Origin of the sequence: Stenotrophomonas sp. ZAC14D1_NAIMI4_1 (assembly GCF_003086775.1) — a bacterium.
GTDB lineage: Bacteria > Pseudomonadota > Gammaproteobacteria > Xanthomonadales > Xanthomonadaceae > Stenotrophomonas.
Genome location: NZ_CP026001.1, coordinates 4,508,401 through 4,526,876 on the forward strand (window position 1 = coordinate 4,508,401; position 18,476 = coordinate 4,526,876).

15 protein-coding genes are annotated in these 18,476 nt (G+C 69.7%); 3 read left to right on the forward strand and 12 right to left on the reverse strand.

The annotated features are described in order from the left end of the window. The first annotated feature begins 80 nt into the window (after positions 1 to 80). Positions 81 to 890, forward strand: a complete 810-nt coding sequence (dkgB, locus tag C1927_RS20450) for a 2,5-didehydrogluconate reductase DkgB (RefSeq protein ID WP_108747661.1) — start codon at positions 81 to 83, stop codon at positions 888 to 890. Positions 891 to 959: 69 nt separating this feature from the next. On the opposite strand, the gene C1927_RS20455 is transcribed toward dkgB, so the two are convergent. Next, positions 960 to 1,661 carry an alpha/beta hydrolase gene (locus tag C1927_RS20455; protein WP_079225429.1) on the reverse strand — a complete coding sequence of 234 codons (702 nt, stop codon included), beginning with the start codon at positions 1,659 to 1,661 and terminating at the stop codon, positions 960 to 962. Positions 1,662 to 1,784: 123 nt separating this feature from the next. On the opposite strand from C1927_RS20455, the gene C1927_RS20460 reads away from it, so the two are divergent. Beyond that, positions 1,785 to 2,165: a YbjQ family protein gene (locus C1927_RS20460; protein WP_108747662.1), complete on the forward strand. Its 381-nt coding sequence runs from the start codon at positions 1,785 to 1,787 to the stop codon at positions 2,163 to 2,165. Positions 2,166 to 2,213: 48 nt separating this feature from the next. Here the strand turns inward: C1927_RS20460 and C1927_RS20465 are convergent, their stop codons facing one another. After that, a complete protein-coding gene (locus tag C1927_RS20465) occupies positions 2,214 to 4,940 on the reverse strand; it encodes a bifunctional acetate--CoA ligase family protein/GNAT family N-acetyltransferase (protein WP_079224205.1) in 2,727 nt (908 codons plus the stop codon). 157 nt (positions 4,941 to 5,097) lie between these two features. Further along, positions 5,098 to 6,468: a magnesium transporter gene (gene mgtE, locus C1927_RS20470; protein ID WP_079224207.1), complete on the reverse strand. Its 1,371-nt coding sequence runs from the start codon at positions 6,466 to 6,468 to the stop codon at positions 5,098 to 5,100. A 361-nt stretch (positions 6,469 to 6,829) separates the two neighbouring features. Here mgtE and C1927_RS20475 point away from each other — a divergent pair, with 361 nt between their 5' ends. Continuing rightward, positions 6,830 to 8,608, forward strand: coding sequence for a monovalent cation:proton antiporter-2 (CPA2) family protein (locus C1927_RS20475; protein WP_079224209.1), 1,779 nt, complete (start codon positions 6,830 to 6,832; stop codon positions 8,606 to 8,608). A gap of 169 nt (positions 8,609 to 8,777) precedes the next feature. Here the strand turns inward: C1927_RS20475 and C1927_RS20480 are convergent, their stop codons facing one another. From C1927_RS20480 to C1927_RS20520, 9 genes are all read right to left on the reverse strand, one after another. Further along, positions 8,778 to 12,116 carry an ankyrin repeat domain-containing protein gene (locus tag C1927_RS20480; protein ID WP_108747663.1) on the reverse strand — a complete coding sequence of 1,113 codons (3,339 nt, stop codon included), beginning with the start codon at positions 12,114 to 12,116 and terminating at the stop codon, positions 8,778 to 8,780. Then, on the reverse strand, positions 12,109 to 12,369 hold the full coding sequence (locus C1927_RS20485; RefSeq protein WP_079224213.1) for a YcgL domain-containing protein: 261 nt from the start codon (positions 12,367 to 12,369) through the stop codon (positions 12,109 to 12,111). The genes C1927_RS20480 and C1927_RS20485 overlap by 8 nt, the downstream gene beginning before the upstream one ends. Before the next feature lie 159 nt (positions 12,370 to 12,528). Beyond that, a complete protein-coding gene (locus C1927_RS20490) occupies positions 12,529 to 12,969 on the reverse strand; it encodes an excinuclease ATPase subunit (RefSeq protein ID WP_079224214.1) in 441 nt (146 codons plus the stop codon). A 54-nt stretch (positions 12,970 to 13,023) separates the two neighbouring features. Continuing rightward, the gene (locus C1927_RS20495; RefSeq protein WP_079224215.1) at positions 13,024 to 14,262 is read right to left on the reverse strand and encodes a beta-ketoacyl-ACP synthase; all 1,239 of its coding nucleotides are present in this window, start codon (positions 14,260 to 14,262) and stop codon (positions 13,024 to 13,026) included. Continuing rightward, complete coding sequence (locus C1927_RS20500) at positions 14,262 to 14,993, reverse strand: 3-ketoacyl-ACP reductase FabG2 (RefSeq protein ID WP_079224216.1); 732 nt, start codon at positions 14,991 to 14,993, stop codon at positions 14,262 to 14,264. The genes C1927_RS20495 and C1927_RS20500 overlap by 1 nt, the downstream gene beginning before the upstream one ends. Then, on the reverse strand, positions 14,990 to 15,448 hold the full coding sequence (locus C1927_RS20505) for a hotdog family protein (RefSeq protein ID WP_079224217.1): 459 nt from the start codon (positions 15,446 to 15,448) through the stop codon (positions 14,990 to 14,992). Before C1927_RS20505 ends, C1927_RS20500 begins: the two co-directional genes overlap by 4 nt. Next, positions 15,445 to 16,635: a beta-ketoacyl-[acyl-carrier-protein] synthase family protein gene (locus tag C1927_RS20510; RefSeq protein ID WP_108747664.1), complete on the reverse strand. Its 1,191-nt coding sequence runs from the start codon at positions 16,633 to 16,635 to the stop codon at positions 15,445 to 15,447. The genes C1927_RS20505 and C1927_RS20510 overlap by 4 nt, the downstream gene beginning before the upstream one ends. Continuing rightward, positions 16,632 to 17,189: a DUF3261 domain-containing protein gene (locus C1927_RS20515; protein WP_108747665.1), complete on the reverse strand. Its 558-nt coding sequence runs from the start codon at positions 17,187 to 17,189 to the stop codon at positions 16,632 to 16,634. The genes C1927_RS20510 and C1927_RS20515 overlap by 4 nt, the downstream gene beginning before the upstream one ends. Then, the gene (locus C1927_RS20520) at positions 17,177 to 18,445 is read right to left on the reverse strand and encodes an NAD(P)/FAD-dependent oxidoreductase (RefSeq protein ID WP_108747666.1); all 1,269 of its coding nucleotides are present in this window, start codon (positions 18,443 to 18,445) and stop codon (positions 17,177 to 17,179) included. Before C1927_RS20520 ends, C1927_RS20515 begins: the two co-directional genes overlap by 13 nt. Between the last annotated feature and the right edge of the window lie 31 nt (positions 18,446 to 18,476).

The following is an 18,476-nucleotide window of genomic DNA, read 5'->3' on the forward strand; positions in this document are numbered from 1 at the left end:
GCAATGCACCGTTGCCGGCATGCATACGGTCCCTGCCCTACCCTTCCCGTTCACTCCTTTTCCCCCCGTTGGAGCTTTCCATGACTGTCCCCGCCTTTGGTCTTGGTACCTTTCGCCTCAAAGACCAGACCGTCATCGATTCGGTGCGCAACGCGCTGGACGTCGGCTACCGCGCCATCGACACCGCGCAGATCTACGGCAATGAAGCCGAGGTCGGCCAGGCCATCGCCGAGTCCGGCGTGCCGCGCGACGAGATCTACCTGACCACCAAGGTGTGGATCACCGAGTTCAAGCGCGATGCGCTGCTCGCCAGCCTGCGTACCAGCCTGGAAAAGCTGCGCACCGACCACGTCGACCTGGCCCTGATCCACTGGCCCTCGCCGAATGACAAGGTGGACGTGCCGATGGAGGAATACCTGCCGGCGCTGGCCGAGGCCAAGGCGCAGGGCCTGACCCGCGAGATCGGCATCTCCAACTTCACCATCGCCCAGACCCGCAAGGCGATCGAGATCCTCGGCGCCGGTGCCATCGCCACCAACCAGATCGAGATCCACCCGTACCTGCAGAACCGCCTGCTGGTGAAGTTCCTGCAGGACAACGGCATCGCCATCACCGCCTACATGAGCCTGGCCTACGGCGAAGTGCTGAAGGATCCGGTGATCCAGGCCATTGCCGGCCGCCACCAGGCCACCCCGGCCCAGGTTGCACTGGCCTGGGCGCTGCAGCAGGGCTTTGCGGTCATCCCGTCGTCGACCAAGCGCGACAACCTGGCCGGCAACCTGGAAGCGGCCGCGATCCACCTGACCGACGAAGACATGGCGCAGATCGCCAAGCTCGACCGCGGTCAGCGCCTCGCCAACCCGGAAGGCATCGCCCCGGCCTGGGATTGATCGGACGCCGCCGGGCATCGCCCGGCGCCACCGTGGGAAACGTCCGCCGGGTCATGCCCGGCGGATCCATCAGCCCTGCAACAACCAGCCGCGCATCGCCGCACTCACGTCGTCCGGCTTTTCCATCGGTGCCAGATGCCCGCAGTCGGGCACCACCACCAGCTGCGAGTGCGGCACCAGCGCGTGCATTTCCTCGCTCACCGCCAACGGCGTGATGCGATCGTTGGCACCGCAGACGATCAGCAGCGGGTCGCGGTACGCGGCCAGCACGTCATGGCCGTCGCGCCGTTCCAGCCCGCTCTGGCGCAGGAACACTTCGGCCCCCAGCCGCGCGGTCATGTCGCGCACGCGCTGTACCAGCACGTAGTCGTCCAGCCGCGACGCATCGATGTAGCTGCGCATCAGCGCATCACCAAAGCCATGGAACTTGCCGGGCAGGCGCACGCTGGCGCGCTGGCTGCGGCGCTGTTCGGCACGTTCGGGCGAATCGGCATGGATCGAGGTATCGACCAGCGCCAGCTGCAGCACGCGCTCGGGCGCGATGCGCAGGATCTGCTGGGCGACGAAGCCCCCCAGCGAGAAACCCGCCAGGGCGAAGCGCTCGGGTGCCTGCGCCAGTACGTCCTCGGCCACCGCCTGCAGCGTCTCGCCACGGGTCTGGTCGCCCACGGTGCAATCGGCGATGTCGGCCAGGTCGGCCAGCTGTGCGCGCCACAGCTCGGCGTCGTTGAGCAGGCCGGGGAGCAGCAGCAGGGGGATGCGATCGGTCATGGGGGTATTGTCGCGCGGCGGGGCGGGCACGGCCATGCCGCAACGGGCCGTTGGGCTGTAGAGTCGAGCACAGCCAGTCGAGCATGGCTCGACTCTACCGAAGACACCGACACGGACGCGACCATGGCAGACCCCTACAAAAGTGGCATCCCCTCCCCTCCGGCCCTGCGCTTCGAGGATTCCCTGGTCACCACCGCCTTCGAGCTGCCGGGCTACCGCGTGGCCCGCAGCCTGGGCGTGGTGCGCGGCATCACCGTGCGTTCGCGCTCGATCGTCGGCAATTTCCTTGGCGGGATCCAGACACTCTTCGGCGGCAACATCACCATCTACACCGAACTGTGCGAGCAGGCCCGCGAGGAAACCTACCGCGACATGGTCAAGCACGCGCGGCAGCTGGGCGCCAACGCCATCATCGGCATGCGCTACGACGCCACCGACGTGATGACCGGGCTGACCGAGGTGCTGTGCTATGGCACGGCGGTGGTGGTGGAACCGCTGCGTTGAATCCGACGTTCCGCCGGGCATGGCCCGGCGCTACCGATGCGGTGACGGTCACGCCACCGGCGGGGGCGCAGCGACGTCGACCTGCTGCACCGGCAGGGTCACCATCATCACCGTCGGGTCATCCGGATCCAGCCTGGTCTTGAAGCCCAGGCTCTGGCACATCGCCAGCATGGTGCTGTTCTCGCGCAGCACCTGGCCTTCCACCACGTCCAGCCCCAGCCACTTCGCGTACTCGATCATGATCGCCATCAGGCGCCAGCCGATACCGTGACCCTTCAGGTCCGAGCGGATCAGGATGCCGTACTCGCCGCGGTGGTAGTCCGCGTCGGCATGCAGGCGTACGGCGCCCAGCATGTCACCGTTGCGCGGGTCGATGGCCACCAGCGCGATCGAGCGCGCGTAGTCGAGCTGGGTCAGGCGCGCGATGAACTCGTGGCTGAAGTGCTTCACTGACTGGAAGAAGCGCAGGCGCAGGTCCTCGTCGCTGACGCGGGCGAAGAACGCGCGGAACAGCGCATCGTCCTCCGGCCGCACCGGGCGCACGAAGGCACGGCCACCGTCGGACAGCTCGATGGTGCGCTCCCACTCCTTCGGGTACGGGAACACCGAGAAACGTGGATGGCCACGGCCCTTGTGCAGGATGCGCGAGGGCGCGATGGCCACGCGCGCATCGAGGGCGAGGATGCCCTTGGCGTCCACCAGCAGCGGGTTGATGTCCAGCGTGCGCACTTCGGGAATGTCGGCGGCCAGCTGCGCCAGCTTCACCAGTGCCAGCGCCAGCGCGCGCTCGTCGGCAGCCGGCACATCGCCATAGGCCTTGAGGATGCGCGAGGCGCGGGTCTGGCCGATCAGTTCATGGGCCAGGCGCAGGTCCAGCGGCGGCAGCGCCAGTGCCTTGTCGTTGATCACTTCCACCGCGGTGCCACCGCGGCCGACCACGATGACCGGGCCGAACGTGGCGTCATCGGCGATGCCGACGATGATCTCGCGCGCCTTCGGGCGGACGATCGTCGGCTGCACCAGCAGGCCGTCGATGCGTGCTTCCGGGCGCAGCTGGCGCGCGCGTTCGAGGATGGCCGTGGCCGCAGCCTGCACCGCCGGCAGCGTCGCCAGGTTCAGGCGCACGCCGTCCACTTCGGATTTATGCGGAATGTCCGGCGAGAGGATCTTCAGCGCGACCGTGGCACCGCGCTCCAGCAGCGGCTGCGCCAGGTCCATCGCCTCGTGCGCATCGCGCGCATGCATCACCGGCGCGGAGGGAATGCCGTAGGCCTTGAGCAGATCGTGGGTGGCCAGCGGATCCAGCCATTGCTGGCCGTTGCTGAGCGCGGCCTCGACCAGCGCACGCGCACGCGCGGTGTCCACGCTGAAATCCTGCGGCAGGCTGGGCGGCGTTTCCATCAGCGCGTTCTGCGCTTCGCGGTAACGCACCAGGTGCTGGAAGCCGCGCACGGCTTCGGCTTCTGTGGGATAGGTCGGCACGCGCGCCGCGTTGAGCGTGGCCGTGGCCTGGTCATCGTTGCCCAGCCAGACGGCGAACACCGGCTTGTCGCGGTGGTGGCGCGGGCGCAGGCCGAGGGTACGGGTCAGCGCCTGCGCGGCATCGGCGGACGAGGTGAACGCGGTGGGCACGTTGACCACCATCACCGCATCGTTCTCGTTGTCGGCCAGCAGGGCTTCGATGGCGGCCGCGTAGCGATCGCCGTCGGCGTCGACCACGATGTCGACCGGATTGCTGCGCGACCAGCCCTGCGGCAGCACCTTGTCCAGCGTTTCCACCGTGCTGTCGGACAGCTGCGCCAGGGTGCCGCGCAGCGCGATCAGCTGGTCCACCGCCAGGCGGCCAACGCCACCGCCATTGCTGAGCACGGCCAGGCGGCGGCCGGGGAATGTCCCGAGGCGGCCCAGGGTTTCGGCGGCGGTGAACAACTCGTCCAGTGCGCTCACGCGCAGCAGGCCGGCGCGGTTGAAGGCTGCGCCGTAGACATCATCGGCGCGCGCCAGCGCCTGCACGTGGGTATCGGCGCTGCCCGGCTGCACGCGCTCGGCGCGGCCGGATTTCACCACCACCACGGGCTTGGCACGGGCGGCGGCACGCGCGGCCGACATGAACTTGCGCGCGTCCTTGATGTGTTCGACGTAGAGCAGGATGGCGCGGGTGCGGTAGTCGGTGGCGAAGTAGTCGAGCAGGTCGCCGAAGTCGACGTCCATCGTGTCGCCCAGCGAGACGACGGCGGAAAAGCCGACCGAGCGGGCCACGCCCCACTCCACCAGCGCGGCGGCAATGGCCGAGGATTCGGAGATCAGGGCGAGGTCACCGGCCTGCGGGAAGTGCGCGGCGATGCTGGCGTTGAGCCGCGCATGCGGCGCGATGACGCCCAGGCAGTGCGGGCCGAGAATGCGCAGGCCGTGCTTGCGCGCCACCGTTTCCACCTGTTCGGACAGCGAGCCCGGGCCCTCGCCGAGGTGCGCGGTGAGGATGATGGCCGCCTGCACGCCGCGCTCGGCGGCGGTACGCACCACCTGCGGCACGATTGCCGCCGGCGCGGTGATGACCACCAGGTCGGGCACCCAATCGAGATCCTTCAGCCGCTTGACCGTGCGGATGCCATCGATCTCGGCGTGGCGCGGGTTGATCCACGCCACCTTGCCGGGAAAGCCGGTGCCACGCAGGTTGCGCATCACCGCACGGCCGGCGGAGCGCTCGCGCGGACTGCCGCCGATCACCGCGACCGACTGCGGACGGAACACGGACTGCAGGTGGTAGGTACTCATGCGCCTACGGTACACGCACCGGCGCGCCCGGCGCATGATCCAGCGCAACATCGCAGCGTCACCCGGCGTGGATGACGCAGCGATCCAGTAGATCCACGCCATGCGTGGATGACGTCCCGCTCCAGTAGATCCACGCCATGCGTGGATGACGTCCCTGTTACAACAGGGTGCCGTGCAGGATCATCGCGGCGATGCTGAAATAGATCACCAGGCCGGTCACGTCCACCAGGGTGGCCACGAACGGGGCCGAGGCGCTGGCCGGGTCGAAGCCCAGGCGCTTGAGGATGAAGGGCAGCATCGAGCCGGACAGCGAACCGAAGGTGACGATGCCCACCAGCGCCGCGCCGATGGTGATGGCCAGCAGGATCCAGTGCTCGCCGTAGTCGTGCAGGCCGCCCAGCTGCCAGATGACGATGCGCACGATGGCCAGGCAGCCGAGGATGGCGCCCAGCACCATGCCGGTGGGCACTTCGCGCAGCGCCACCTTCCACCAGTCGCCCAGGCGCAGCTCGCGCAGGGCCAGGCTGCGGATCAGCAGCGAGGTGGCCTGCGAACCGGAGTTGCCGCCCGAGCTCATGATGAGCGGAATGAACAGGGTCAGCACCACCGCGCGTGCCAGTTCGTCCTCGTAGTGCTGCATCGCGCTGGCAGTGAGCATTTCGCCGAGGAACAGCACGCTCAGCCAGCCGGCGCGCTTGCGCAGCATCTCGAAGAAGCCGATCTGCATGTAGGGCTTGTCCAGCGCTTCCATGCCGCCGAACTTGTGCGCGTCCTCGGTCGATTCCTCGATGAGCGCATCGAGCACGTCATCGACGGTGACGATGCCCAGCAAGTGCTGCTGCGCGTCCACCACCGGAATGGCCAGCAGGTCGTGGCGGCGGATCAGCCGCGCCACTTCTTCCTGGTCCAGCAGCGCATCGACGGTGACCGGCGGGTTGACCTGGGCCACGTCGAGGATCGACTCCTCCGGCAGGCCGGTGATCAGCCGGCGCATGGTCACCACCTGCTGCAGCTGCTGGCTGGCCGGGTCGAGCACGTAGATGGCGTACACGGTCTCGCGGGTGCGCTCGACCTGGCGGATGTGCTGCAGGGTCTGGGCGACGGTCCAGGTGGCGGGCACGGCGACGAACTCGGTGGTCATCAACGCGCCGGCGGTGTTGGGCGGGTAGCTCAGCAGCGTCTGGATGGCCTGGCGGGCGTCGCTGCCCAGCAGCGGGATCAGCCGCGCACGCTCCTCTTCGTCCAGCTCGTGGACGATGTCGGTGGCACGGTCGTCGGCCATCAGGCCCAGCAGTGCGGCGGCGCGGGCCGGCGGCAGTGCGGCCACCAGCTCGCCACTGCGGTGCAGTTCCGGCGCTTCGAGCATCTTCACCGCGCGCGGCAGCGACAGCGCAGCCAGCGTTTCGGCGGCGCGCTGCAGGTCGAGCGTGTTGAGGAACTCCACCGCATCGGCGGTGTTGTAGTTGGCCAGGGGTGCCGCCAGTGCGGCGGCATCGGCCACCGGGCGCAGCAGTTGCTTCTGGTTCATGGGTTTGCCTTGTGGGGTGCGACCTCGCGCAACGCCAACGCAGGCAAACCGTCCCGATGTCAGGCGGTGGCCATCGCTGGCGTCGAACGAGGTCGACTTCTACTGTCGCTGGACATGGGTTGGGGACTCCGGATGGGTGTACTGGCGGACACGCCCCACAGGGGTGGGCCGACAGCGGCAGGCAGTCTGGACCTGCCGGCACGCCCGGTCAACCCTGGCCGGGCCACTGGCCGCCGCCACGTTGCGACCCCGTTGTCGTTCGTGCACGGGCCGGCGCGCATAATGAAGGGGCGGCCTGCATGGCCGCAGTCCCCCAGCCGAACGAACGCACCCCGGGCCCCCGCGATGACCAGGTATTCCCATGCATAGCGGTGGTCTGGAACTGGCGCTGGTGCTGCTGCTGGCCGCGGTGATCGCGGTGCCGGTGTTCAAGAAGTTCGGCTTCGGTGCGGTGCTGGGTTACCTCGCCGCCGGCGTGGTGCTGGGCCCGGACGGGCTGGGTTTCGTGCAGGATGCCGACCGCATCCTCGGCGCCGCCGAGATCGGCGTGGTGATGCTGCTGTTCGTCATCGGCCTGGAGCTGTCGCCGGCGCGCCTGAAGGTGATGCGGCGCTCGGTGTTCGGTGCCGGTGCGGCGCAGGTGGCGCTGTCCGGCCTGCTGCTGGGTGGCCTGCTGCTGCTCGACCACTTCCAGTGGAAGAGCGCGCTGGTGGTCGGCATCGCACTGGCCCTGTCCTCCACCGCGGTGGGCCTGCAGCTGCTGTCCGAACACAAGGCGATCAACAGCGACCATGGCCGCCTAGGCTTTGCCATCCTGCTGTTCCAGGACCTGATCGCCATCCCGTTGCTGGCCGCCATTCCGCTGCTGGGCGGGGCCAAGAACCAGACCCTGCGCTGGGAAGACGCGGCCGTGGCACTGGGTGCGCTGGCGGTGGTGATCCTGTGCGGGCGCCCGGTGCTGCGCAAGGTATTCGGCATCATCGCCCGCACCCGCAGCCCCGAGGTGTTCACCGCCACCGCGCTGCTGGTGGTGCTGGGCACCGCCTGGTTCATGCAGGAAGCCGGCCTCAGCCCCAGCCTGGGCGCATTCCTGGCGGGCGTGCTGCTGTCCGACTCGGAATTCCGCCATGAACTGGAAGCGCAGATCGAGCCGTTCAAGGGCCTGCTGCTGGGCCTGTTCTTCATTGCCGTGGGCATGGGCATCGACCTGGACCGCATCACCGCCGAGCCATGGCTGATCGCCACCGGCGTGGCCGTGCTGCTGGTGGTGAAGTTCAGCCTGCTGTACGCCATCGGCCGCATCGCCAGGCTGGATTCGCGGCAGTCACTGCTGCTGGGCAGCGTGCTCTGGCTGGGTGGCGAGTTCGCCTTCGTGGTGTTCAACGAGGCCCAGCGTGCGCACCTGCTGGGCGATGCCAACCATGACCGGCTGGTGGCCATCGTTGGCCTGTCGATGGCGATCACGCCGCTGCTGATGCTGGTGCTGCTGAAGCTGCTGGGCCGGGAAAAGCCTGCGCCGCGCGACGCCGCGCCGGCCGACAAGGTCGCGCCGGACAACCAGCCCAAGGTGCTGATCGCCGGCATGGGCCGCTTCGGCCAGGTGATCGCGCGCCTGCTGACCGCGCAGAAGGTGCCCTTCGTGGCGCTGGAAGCAAACCCGGACACCGTGGCCGACCTGCGCCGCTTCGGCAACCAGCTGTACTACGGCGACCCGACGCGGCCGGAGATGCTGCGCGCGGCGGGGGGCGAGCACATCGATGTGTTCGTGATCACCGTGGACGACCCGGAAACCAACCTGCGTGCGGTGCGGATGGTGCGCCGCCTGTACCCGGATGCGAAGGTGCTGGCGCGTGCGCGCAACCGCCAGCATGCCTGGCGCCTGATGGACATGTCAGCCGAACCGTTCCGCGAGGTGTTCGGCACCAGCCTGGAAATGAGCGGGCGCGTGCTGACCGCGCTGGGCGTGGCGGCGGACGTGGCGCAGCGCCATGTGCAGCGGTTCCGCGAGCATGACGAGCAGCTGCTGCGTGACCAGTACCTGGTCTACGACGATGAGGCCGCGGTGATCCAGACCTCGCGCGATGCGCGCAATGACCTGATGCACCTGTTCGAGGCCGACGCGGAAAGCGACGAGAAATAGGCGTGCCGACCAACGGTCGGCACCCACCCAGAATCTCATGCCGACCAACGGTCGGCACCCACCCGGTCGATGGCGGACCCGGTAGTGCCGGCCGCTGGCCGGCAATCTCGAGATCCCGGAGGTTTCATGAAGTTGCCGGCCAGCGGCCGGCACTACCCTTTTACAGGGATCAGCCGTTGTCGCGCAGGAACCGGGCCATCGAGGATACGCCGGGCACGCGCGGTTCGAATTCGCCGGCCACGTCGATGAAGCCGCGCATCACTGCGATCTCGCGCGGGCTGCGGTTGAGGCTGTCGCGCACTTCCGGATCGGCACCGGCGCGCAGCAGGCGCTGTACCAGCAGCGGCAGGCCGTGCAGGGCGGCCAGGTGCAGCGGGCCGAAGCCGCGCGGGTCACGCACGTCCAGGCTCACGTCCTCATCCAGCAGGCGCTCCACCGCAGCCATCACCACCTGTTCGTCGCAGGCGGTGCCCGGCTCGGCGCGTGCGCCAAGCAGCAGCAGCAGCGGGGTAACCGAACCGGCCGCGGCCTGGTCCGGCTCGGCGCCGGCCAGCAGCAGCGTATCCAGCAGGGCCAGCAGGCGCGAACGGTCGCGGGCGCTGAAGCCGTACAGCGCCGCGCAGTGCAGCGGGCCCAACTGCTGGGCATCGCCGGCATGCACGTCGGCACCGGCGGTGAGCAGGCGCGCAACGATGTCCGGCAGGCCCAGCGCGGACGCCAGCATCAGCACGGTCACCCCGCCCGGCAGGCGGTGTTCCAGCTGGGCACCGGCATCGAGCAGGGCCGAGACGATATCCACCTGGCGCATGCTGACCGCCGCCGACAGCGGGGTCGCGCCACTGGCCGCGCCATGCTGCGGATCGGCGCCACGCGCCAGCAGCAGGTCGACCACCGCCAGGTGGCCACCGCCGGCGGCGCGCAGCAGTGCGGTGCAACCCTGCGCATCGACGGCGTCGATGGCAAAGCCCAGATCGTTCAAGCGGCGCACGGCATCGACGTCACCAACCATGGCCGCAGCCGGCAGGTCGCTGTCGCGCAGGGTGCGGCGCGGCAGCGGCCACACCCGCCAATCCAGCCAGTCGGCGAGGTCGCGGCGGCCGATCGACAGCGCCACGCCCAGCGGCGTCTGGCCATCGGCAGCACGCGCTTCCGGCGAAGCGCCGTGCTGCACCAGCAGCTTCAGGGCGCCTTCGCGGGCCAGCGCGGTCGCCAGGTGCAGGGCGGTCATGCCGTGGCTGTCGCGGGCTTCGCGGTCGACACCGGCATTGAGCAGGGCCTGCTGCAGGCGCAGCCAGCCCAGCCGCACCGCCAGTGACAGCGGCGGATCACCGGCCGGCGAAGCGGCGAACGGATCGGCACCGCGTTCGAGCAGTTCCAGCGCCAGCTGCTCCAGGCCGCGCGCGGCCTGGTCGTGCTGCGCGCAGGCAGCGAGGAAGCGGGCCAGGCCACCGCGGCCGGCCGGCGACAGGCCACGCTGCAGCATCACCTGCAGCGCCGGCACCGCGTCGATGCCGCGCGACAGCAGGGCGAACATGGGGGTATCGGCACAGGCGTCGCGCACGTACGGGTCGGCGCCGTGTCCCAGCAGCCAGTCGACCGCGCGCGGTTCCAGTGCCAGCTCCGGGTCGAGCAGCAGCCCGCCCAGTTCTTCGGGCTGGCACAGCTTGGCCAGCGCGGCCATGCCTTCGGTATTGCCGAAGCCCAGCGCTTCGCGCAGCAGGGTCAGCGGCGGGCGGTCGGGCAGCAGGCCGCTGGCACTGGCGGCTTCACCGCGTTCGGCCAGGCCATCGCTGACCGCCGCCGGCAGCGGGTAGGACGGGTCCAGCAGGGCCACGATCGCCCAGCGGCCGGCCTCGGCGGCGTAGTCCACGGCGCGGCGGCCGAGCGGATCGCTGGCATCGGCGGCGATGCCCAGGTCGACCAGGCGCTTGACCAGCAGCGGCGAGACATCCTCGGCCATCGCGGCCAGCAGCACGGCATTGCGGCCTTCGCCATCGACAGCGACCAGGTCGGGCTTGTGCGGCAGCAGGTGTTCGATGGCGGCGGCGCGGCCGGCGCGGGCGGCTTCCAGCCACGGCGTGCGGCCCAGCGCATCGCGCGCTTCCAGGTTCGCCCCCGCCCCCAGCAGCACGCCGATGATCTCGACATGGCCGGCCAGGGCAGCTTCGTGCAGCGCGCTGCGGCGCTGGCGGTCGCGCGCGTCGGCGCGGGCCTTGTGCTTGAGCAGCAGCTGCACGCCGGCCGGATCGTCGTCCTCGGTGGCGGCGGCGGCCAGCAGCACCGGCGTGCCATCGCTGGGCTCGCTGCGCGCACCGCGCTCGAGCAGGAAGCGGGCCAGGCGCCAGTTGCCGACCTGGCAGGCCACGGCCAGCGGCGACCAGCCTTCGGTGTTGAGCGCATCCACTTCGGCGGCGGCATCGCGCAGCAGTGCGGCCACGCCCGGGTCGGAACTGCGCGCAGCGTGGTGCAGCGGGGTGTTGCCATCGCTGTCCACCGCGCGCGAATCGGCGCCGTTGGCCAGCAGGGTCATCACCGCTTCGGGGCGGCCATGCCAGCTGTCGCGGGTCGCGGCCAGCAGCGGGGTCATGCCACGGTGCGGGGCATTCACATCGACGCCGCGGCCGATCAGCTCGCGCAGCAGGCGCAGGTCGGGCAACACGGCAGCGAGCACGGCCAGGCTGCGCTGGTCGCGCCAGTGCGGGTCCGGCAATGCGTACGGATCGGCACCGGCCTGCAGCAGCTGCAGCGCGCGGTCGATGCGGCCGTGGCGAGCCGCCTCGTACAGCGCCGGGGTCAGTTCCTGCGGCGCCATCGCTTCCAGCGGCGTGCTTTCGGCGGCGGCATTGAACAGGGCCTCGGCATCGCCGCTCGGCAGGTCCTGGGCGCTGCTGCGCAGGCTGACCATCGGCGCCGGTGCCACCCGCTGCAGCAGGAGGTGCAGGGCCGGCGACAGCAGCAGCGTGGCCAGCGCGGCGGGCCAACCGGCGCCTTCCGGCAACAGGCCGGGCCAGGCCGGCAGCACGATCAGCGCGGCCAGGGCGATCACGATCACCGCCACCAGCAGGCCGCGCCAGGCGGTCAGGTCACGCCCGGCCAGGGCCTGCCAATGCTGGGCGAGGCTGCCATCAAGGCGTTCGACATCGTTCCACAGCGGCCAGGTGCGCCAGGCGGCCAGCAGCCCGGCGCTGACCAGCACACTCAGGCCGAGCACGGCCGCCAGGCTGCCGCTGTCGCGCAGCGCGGCCAACGGCCATGCCAGCAGCAGCGCCAGGCCGGCCGGGGCAGCAGCCCACAGCACTGCCAGCGCCGGCAGGTCCTGCCGCGCAATCAGTTGCGGTGGCAGCAGCGAGCGGCTGCGCCGCCACCACGACACGCCCAGCGCGAACGCCGGCTGCGCCAGTGCGGCAAGCACGGCACCCGGCAGCCCGCCCACGACCGAGCCCAGCGCCAACACGGCACCGAGGGCGAAGGCGATCGACAGTGCGCGCGGGCGCGACAGCTCAGTCATAGTGGCGCCGCATCATGCTGGTCACCGAGGGCGGCACCTGCAGGTAGAAGCCGCGTTCGGCCAGCTCGCTGCGGACCTTGTCCGGGTCGGCCTGGGCCAGCCGGCGCTGCGCATCCAGGGTCACTTCGAGGACGAACGAAAGCGCACCCAGCGAGGTGACCAGCGCCGCAGGCAGCGCGCTGAAGTCATCACGACGGGCGAGGTAGACGTAGGTGTCCGGCTTGAGTTGGCTTTTATAGACGTAGGCGTGCATGTCCGCGGGACGATAACCCGGGAAGAGCCATGATTGTGTCGGAAAGCCGACACCGGGGAAAGCCATCGCACGACGATGACGGCGTGATCGACGGCGTTTCCCCGATGGGGTTCAGCAATGTGGCGATGGCGTTCAGGCTGGGCCCGCCATCGGCCGCGCTTACTTCACCTTGGCGTAGGTGCCCTTCAGCGCCACGCCCGCCAGGATCGCGCCGGCGTAGCATTCGTAGTTGTTCGGGCTCTTGAACTCGTTCTTCTTGTAGTAGCTGACAATGTCGACCACGGCATTGGCGCCGCGCGACTTGGCACCGTCCTGCAGCGCGCGCAGCGCCGACAGGGCCACCCAGCGGCAGGCTTCCTCGTCGCTCTTGTTGGCGGCGTTGGTCTTCTTGTTGGTCACGTCCTCGCCCAGGCGCTGCTGCACGCTGACCGACTGGCCAGCCAGGTAGAAGCGGACGCTGCCATCGATGCCGGCATCCTTGGCGGCCTGCGAGCTGACCAGCTCACGCAGGGACTGCTCGACGCGGGTTTCGCGGGCCGAGGCGGTGGTGGTCAGGGCCAGCAGTGCGGTGGCCGTGGCGATCATCAGGGTACGACGCATCGAAACTTCTCCTTGTTCGGGGTGCGGGTTTGGGGTGCGGTGTGGGGCGGTGGTTCATTCGCTCCAGCGGCGGAACACCAGCGAGGTGTTGATGCCGCCGAAGGCGAAATTGTTGCTCATCACGTACTCGGCCTGCAGTTCGCGGCCCTGTCCGGTGATGAAATCGAGCTGGCCGCAACGCGGGTCGACCTCGCCCAGGTTGAGGGTCGGGGCGAACCAGCCGGCGCGCATCATCTCGATGCTCATCCAGGCTTCGAACGCGCCACAGGCGCCGAGCATGTGGCCGACGTAGCTTTTCAGCGAGCTGATCGGCATGCGGCTGCCGAAGACCTGGGCGGTGGCCTGGGTCTCGGCGATGTCACCGTGGTCGGTGGCAGTGCCGTGGGCGTTCACGTAATCGATCTGCGACGGCTGCAGGCCGGCATCCTCCAGGGCCAGGCGCATGGCCTGGGCCATGGTGTCCGCGCTGGGCTGGGTGACGTGCTGGCCGTCGCTGTTGGTGCCGTAGCCGACGATCTCGGCGAGGATCGTCGCGCCGCGTGCCTGCGCGTGTTCCAGGTCTTCCAGGATCAGCGTGCAGGCGCCCTCGCCCAGCACCAGGCCATCGCGGCCGGCATCGAACGGGCGCGGCGTGGTCTGCGGCGCATCGTTGCGCGTGCTGGTGGCGAACAGGGTGTCGAACACCGCGGCGGCGGTGGCGTCGAGCTGTTCGGCACCGCCGGCCACCATCACCGTCTGCTTGCCGCTGCGGATCGCTTCATAGCCGGCGCCCACGCCCTGGCTGCCCGAGGTGCAGGCGCTGGAGGTGGTGTAGACGCGCCCGGACAGGCCGAAGAACACACCGATGTTGACCGGCGCGGTGTGGCTCATCATCTTCAGGTAGGTGGTGGCGCTGATGCCGTCGGTGGTGAATTCGTGCAGCATGCGGCCGAATTCGCCGGTGGCTTCATGGCTGCCCGAAGACGAGCCATAGGCCACGCCGGCACGGCCGCTGCGCAGCACCGGGTGCTCGAACAGGCCGGCCTCGCGCAGCGCGACTTCGGTGGCGCGCACCGACATGATGGCGACCTTGCCCATCGAACGGGTGGTCTTGCGGTTGTAGTTCGGCGGCAGGTCGTAGTCCTGCGCCGGCGCGGCCAGCTTGGTGTTCAGGCCGGCATAGACATCCCATTCGGGCATGCTGCGCACCGCATTGCGGCAGCTGCGCAGGTGCGCCTCGATGGTCGGCCAGTCATGGCCAAGCGGACTGATGGCGGCGGCACCGGTGACCACCACGCGACGATCGGCGGCCATCAGATCATGCCCCCGTTCACCGAGATCACCTGGCGGGTGATGTAGCCGGCCGGCTCGGACAGCAGGAAGGCGACGGTGGCGGCCACTTCCTCCGGGCGGCCGACGCGGCCGGCGGGGATCAGCTTCAGCGCATGGTCGACCACTTCTTCGTTGAGCATGTCGGTCTCGATCAGGCCGGGGGCCACGCAGTTGACGGTGATCTGGCGGCTGGCCAGTTCCAGCGCCAGCGCCTTGGTGGCACCGATGATGCCGGCCTTGGCGGCACTGTAGTTGACCTGGCCGCGGTTGCCGGCCACGCCGGACACCGAGGACAGGGTGACGATGCGGCCCGGCTTGCGCCGCCGCACCATCGGCATGATGAGCGGGTGCAGCACGTTGTAGAAGCCATCCAGGTTGGTGTGGATGACCTGGTCCCAATCGTCCTCGGACAGCGCCGGGAAGGCGCCATCGCGGGCGATGCCGGCGTTGCAGACCACACCGTAATAGGCGCCGTGCGCGTCCACGTCCGCGTCCAGCGCCGCACGCGCGGCCGCCCGGTCAGCGACGTCGAAGGCCAGCACGCGGGCCTGCTGGCCCAGTGCCTGGATCTCGGCCGCCACGGCCTGTGCTTCGTCCACGCGGCTGCGGCAATGCACCACCACGTCGAAGCCGTCGCGCGCGATGCGCAGCGCGATGGCCCGGCCGATGCCCCGGCTGGCGCCGGTCACCAGCACGCTTCGATTCCCTGTCATGCCTGTCCACTCTCCAGATATGCCATCGAGTCGGCCGGTTCGAACACCGACACGTTGGCGACCGCCCATTCTTCATCGCCTGCCAGGATCCGGCAGGCGAACATCCCTAGCCCATTGTCGCCCAACAGCTCGCAGCGCGCGTGTACGCGCAGCCGGCTGCCGCTGGGGAAGCTGCTGCGCGGGCTGGTATAGCGCCGGCTGCCGAGCAGGAAGCCCAGCTGCGGCGGGTTGCCTGCTACGCGCGCGCGGCAGCCGGCCCACGCCGCGATGGCCTGCGCCATGTACTCGATGCCGACCCAGGCCGGTACGCCGCCGTCCTCGATGAACAGCCCCGCGGCGGGCACCACCAGTTCCGCTTCGATGCTGTCCTGGTCCCAGCGCACGATGCGCTCGAGCAGGCACATGTCCTGGCGGTGCGGCACCACGTCTTCGATCGCGAACAGGGGCAGGCTCATGCGGCCACCCCCTGCAGCGCCAGCACGGCATTGCTGCCGCCGAAAGCGAAGGAATTGCTCAGCACCCGCTGCGGTGCCCGCGCCAGGCGGGTGCCGGGGGCGACCAGCGGCAGCGGCGGCAGCGCCGGGTCCGCGCTGCCGTCCCACCAGTGCGGCGGCAGCCGGTGGCCCGGGTTTTCAGCCAGCAGGATCCAGCACACGGCGGCCTCGATGGCCCCCGAGGCGCCGAGCGTATGGCCGGTCAGCGGCTTGGTCGAACTGGCCGGCACCGTGGTGCCCAGCACCTGGGCCACGGCCACGCTCTCCATCGCATCGTTGTGGCCGGTGGCGGTGCCGTGCAGGTTCACGTAATCCACGTCCTGCGCGTCCCAGCCGGCACGCTGCAGCGCCTGCTGCAGGGCGTCGATCGCACCCAGGCCCTTCGGGTCGGGCGCGGACATGTGGTGGGCGTCGGCCGATTCGCCCCAGCCGGCCAGCTGCACCGGACCGGCATCGCGGGTCAGCAGGAACAGGGCAGCACCTTCACCGATGTTGATGCCGCAGCGGTGCTGCGAGAACGGATTGCAGCGCAGCGCCGACACCGACTCCAGCGCGCTGAAACCGGCCACGGTGAAGCGGCACAGCGAATCGGCGCCACCGGCGATGACCGCATCGACGATGCCGGCGCGCAGCATGCGTGCGGCCGACATCAGCGCCTTGGCACTGGAGGAACAGGCGGTGGACAGGGTCCAGGCCGGGCCCAGCGCACCGCTGCGCTGGCGCACGAACTGCGCGGCCGTGCCCATTTCCTGCTGCGCGTAATCGAAGCCCGGCGGCCACTCGCCCGTTTCGGCGCGGGTACGCAGGGCCTGCTCGGATTCACCGATGCCCGAGGTGCTGGTGCCCAGCACCACCGCCACGCGCGATGCGCCATAACGGGCGATGGCGGCCTGCACCGACGGCGCGATCTGCGCCAGCGCCGCGTCCAGCAGCGCGTTGTTGCGGCCACGCAGGGCCACCGGCAGGTCGTCCAGCGCGGGCAGCGGCGTGCGCACTTCGCCCAGCGCCAGGGTCTGGCCCGGCAGCAGGGTGTCGTTGTCGCTGAGCCCGCCCGGTGCATCGGCGAACAACGCCGACGCCACGGCCGCACGGCCCTCGCCCAGCGCACAGACCACGCCCAGGTCGTTCAGGTAAATCGCTGCGGTCATTTATCCTGCCCGGCCATGTCGATCGATTCGATGCGCAGGGCATAGCCCTCGGCGCGGTTGTCCAGCTGCACGCTGCCATCGTCCAGGCGCTGCAGCTGCAGCCATACCTGGCCATCGCGCGAAAGGCTGCGCTGCTGGCCATCGTCGGCCACCTGCCAGCCCGCCGGCAGCGCCGCGGCAATCGCGGCGGTCGGCCACAGCGCGAACTGCAGGTCGTCCAGCACGCGCTCGGCACGCACCTGCGGCGGCAGCCACGGCGCACGCTGCTGGGTCAGCTGCTTGCCGTCCCACTGCAGGCGCACGCCGGTCTGGCCCATCGCCTGCACGGCCAGCTGCACCTGCTGCGCGTCCGCTTCCAGCAGCGCATCCAGGTCACGTTCGTGGCTGCCGAAGCGGAAATGCAGCTGCTGCTGCAGTGCCAGCGGCGCCGGCAGGCTGGCCGGCGACAGGCGCAGCGGCGGCAGTTCAACCAACGGGCGCGGCATGCGGCTGGCACAGGCGGCCAGCAGCATGCACAGCAGCACCGCGCTGACGCGGACGATCAGGCGCTGCACAGTTCCTCCAGCACGCGCATGCGGCGGCCGTTGGGGTCGGCCACGTAGGGGTTGTTGGTGTCCCAGGCGTAGCCGGCCAGGATGGAGCTGATCATGTCGCGCACTTCCGGCTGCTGGTCGGGGTGGTAGATGATCTTCTGGAAGCCGCCTTCGTACCAGCTTTCCACGAAGCGGCGGAAGGTCTTCACACCGGCGCGCAGCGGAATCGAGAACTCGTTTTCCCAGTCGACGGTTTCACCGGCGTAGCGGCGCTTCAGGCATTCGCTGGCCAGCTGCGCGGACTTGAAGGCGATGGTCACGCCGGAGGAGAACACCGGGTCGAGGAACTCGCCGGCATTGCCCAGCAGCGCATAGCCCGGGCCCCACAGCGAGCTGACGTTGGCCGAGTAACCGGTGATGCGGCGCACCGGCAGCACCGCCCATTCGGCGTTGGCCAGCAGGCCGGTCAGGTTCGGATCCTCGCCGACGATGGCCTGCAGCTTCTGCAGGTCGTCGCCCTCGTAGCGCTCGAAGAACGACGGTTCGGCGACCACGCCCAGCGAGCAGCAGCCGTTGGAGAACGGGATGGTCCAGTACCAGACGTCGATGTGCTCGGGGTGGGTGGTGATGAGGATCTTGTTGCGGTCGAAATCCGCTTCGGCCGGAATGTTGTCGCGCACGTGGCAGAAGATCGCGCCGCGCACCGGGAAGTTGGACGGCGATTCCAGGTTCAGCAGGCGCGGCAGCAGGCGCGCGAAACCGGAGGCATCGAGGATGAAGTCGGCTTCGATGCGGTACTCGCTGCCGTCGGGACGGCGCACGTTCACCGCCGGGTGCTCGCCGGCTTCCACCGCCAGCACTTCGTCGCCGAAACGCAGGGTGGTGCCCATGCGCTCGGCACCGCGCGCCAGCACGTTGTCGAAGTCGGCGCGCTGCACCTGGTAGGTGGTGCCCCAGCCCGGCGAGAACTTCCTGCGGAAGTCGAACGCGGTACGCGCCTCGCCATGCACGAAGGCCGCGCCGTTCTTGTGCTGGAAGCCCGCTTCCACGACGTCCTGCAGCAGGCCGGCGGCCTCGATGTATTCCATGCTCTGCGGCAGCAGGCTCTCGCCGATCGAGAAGCGCGGGAACTGCTGGCGCTCCAGCATCAGCACCTGGCGGCCCTGCTGGCGCAGCATGGCCGCGGCAACCGAACCGGCCGGGCCCGCGCCGATGATCAGGATTTCAGTACGTTCGACATCGGTCGGATCTGCAGGAACATCCACGGCAGTAGTCATCGGTGCGTCCTTGTTGCTCGATCAGGTGGAA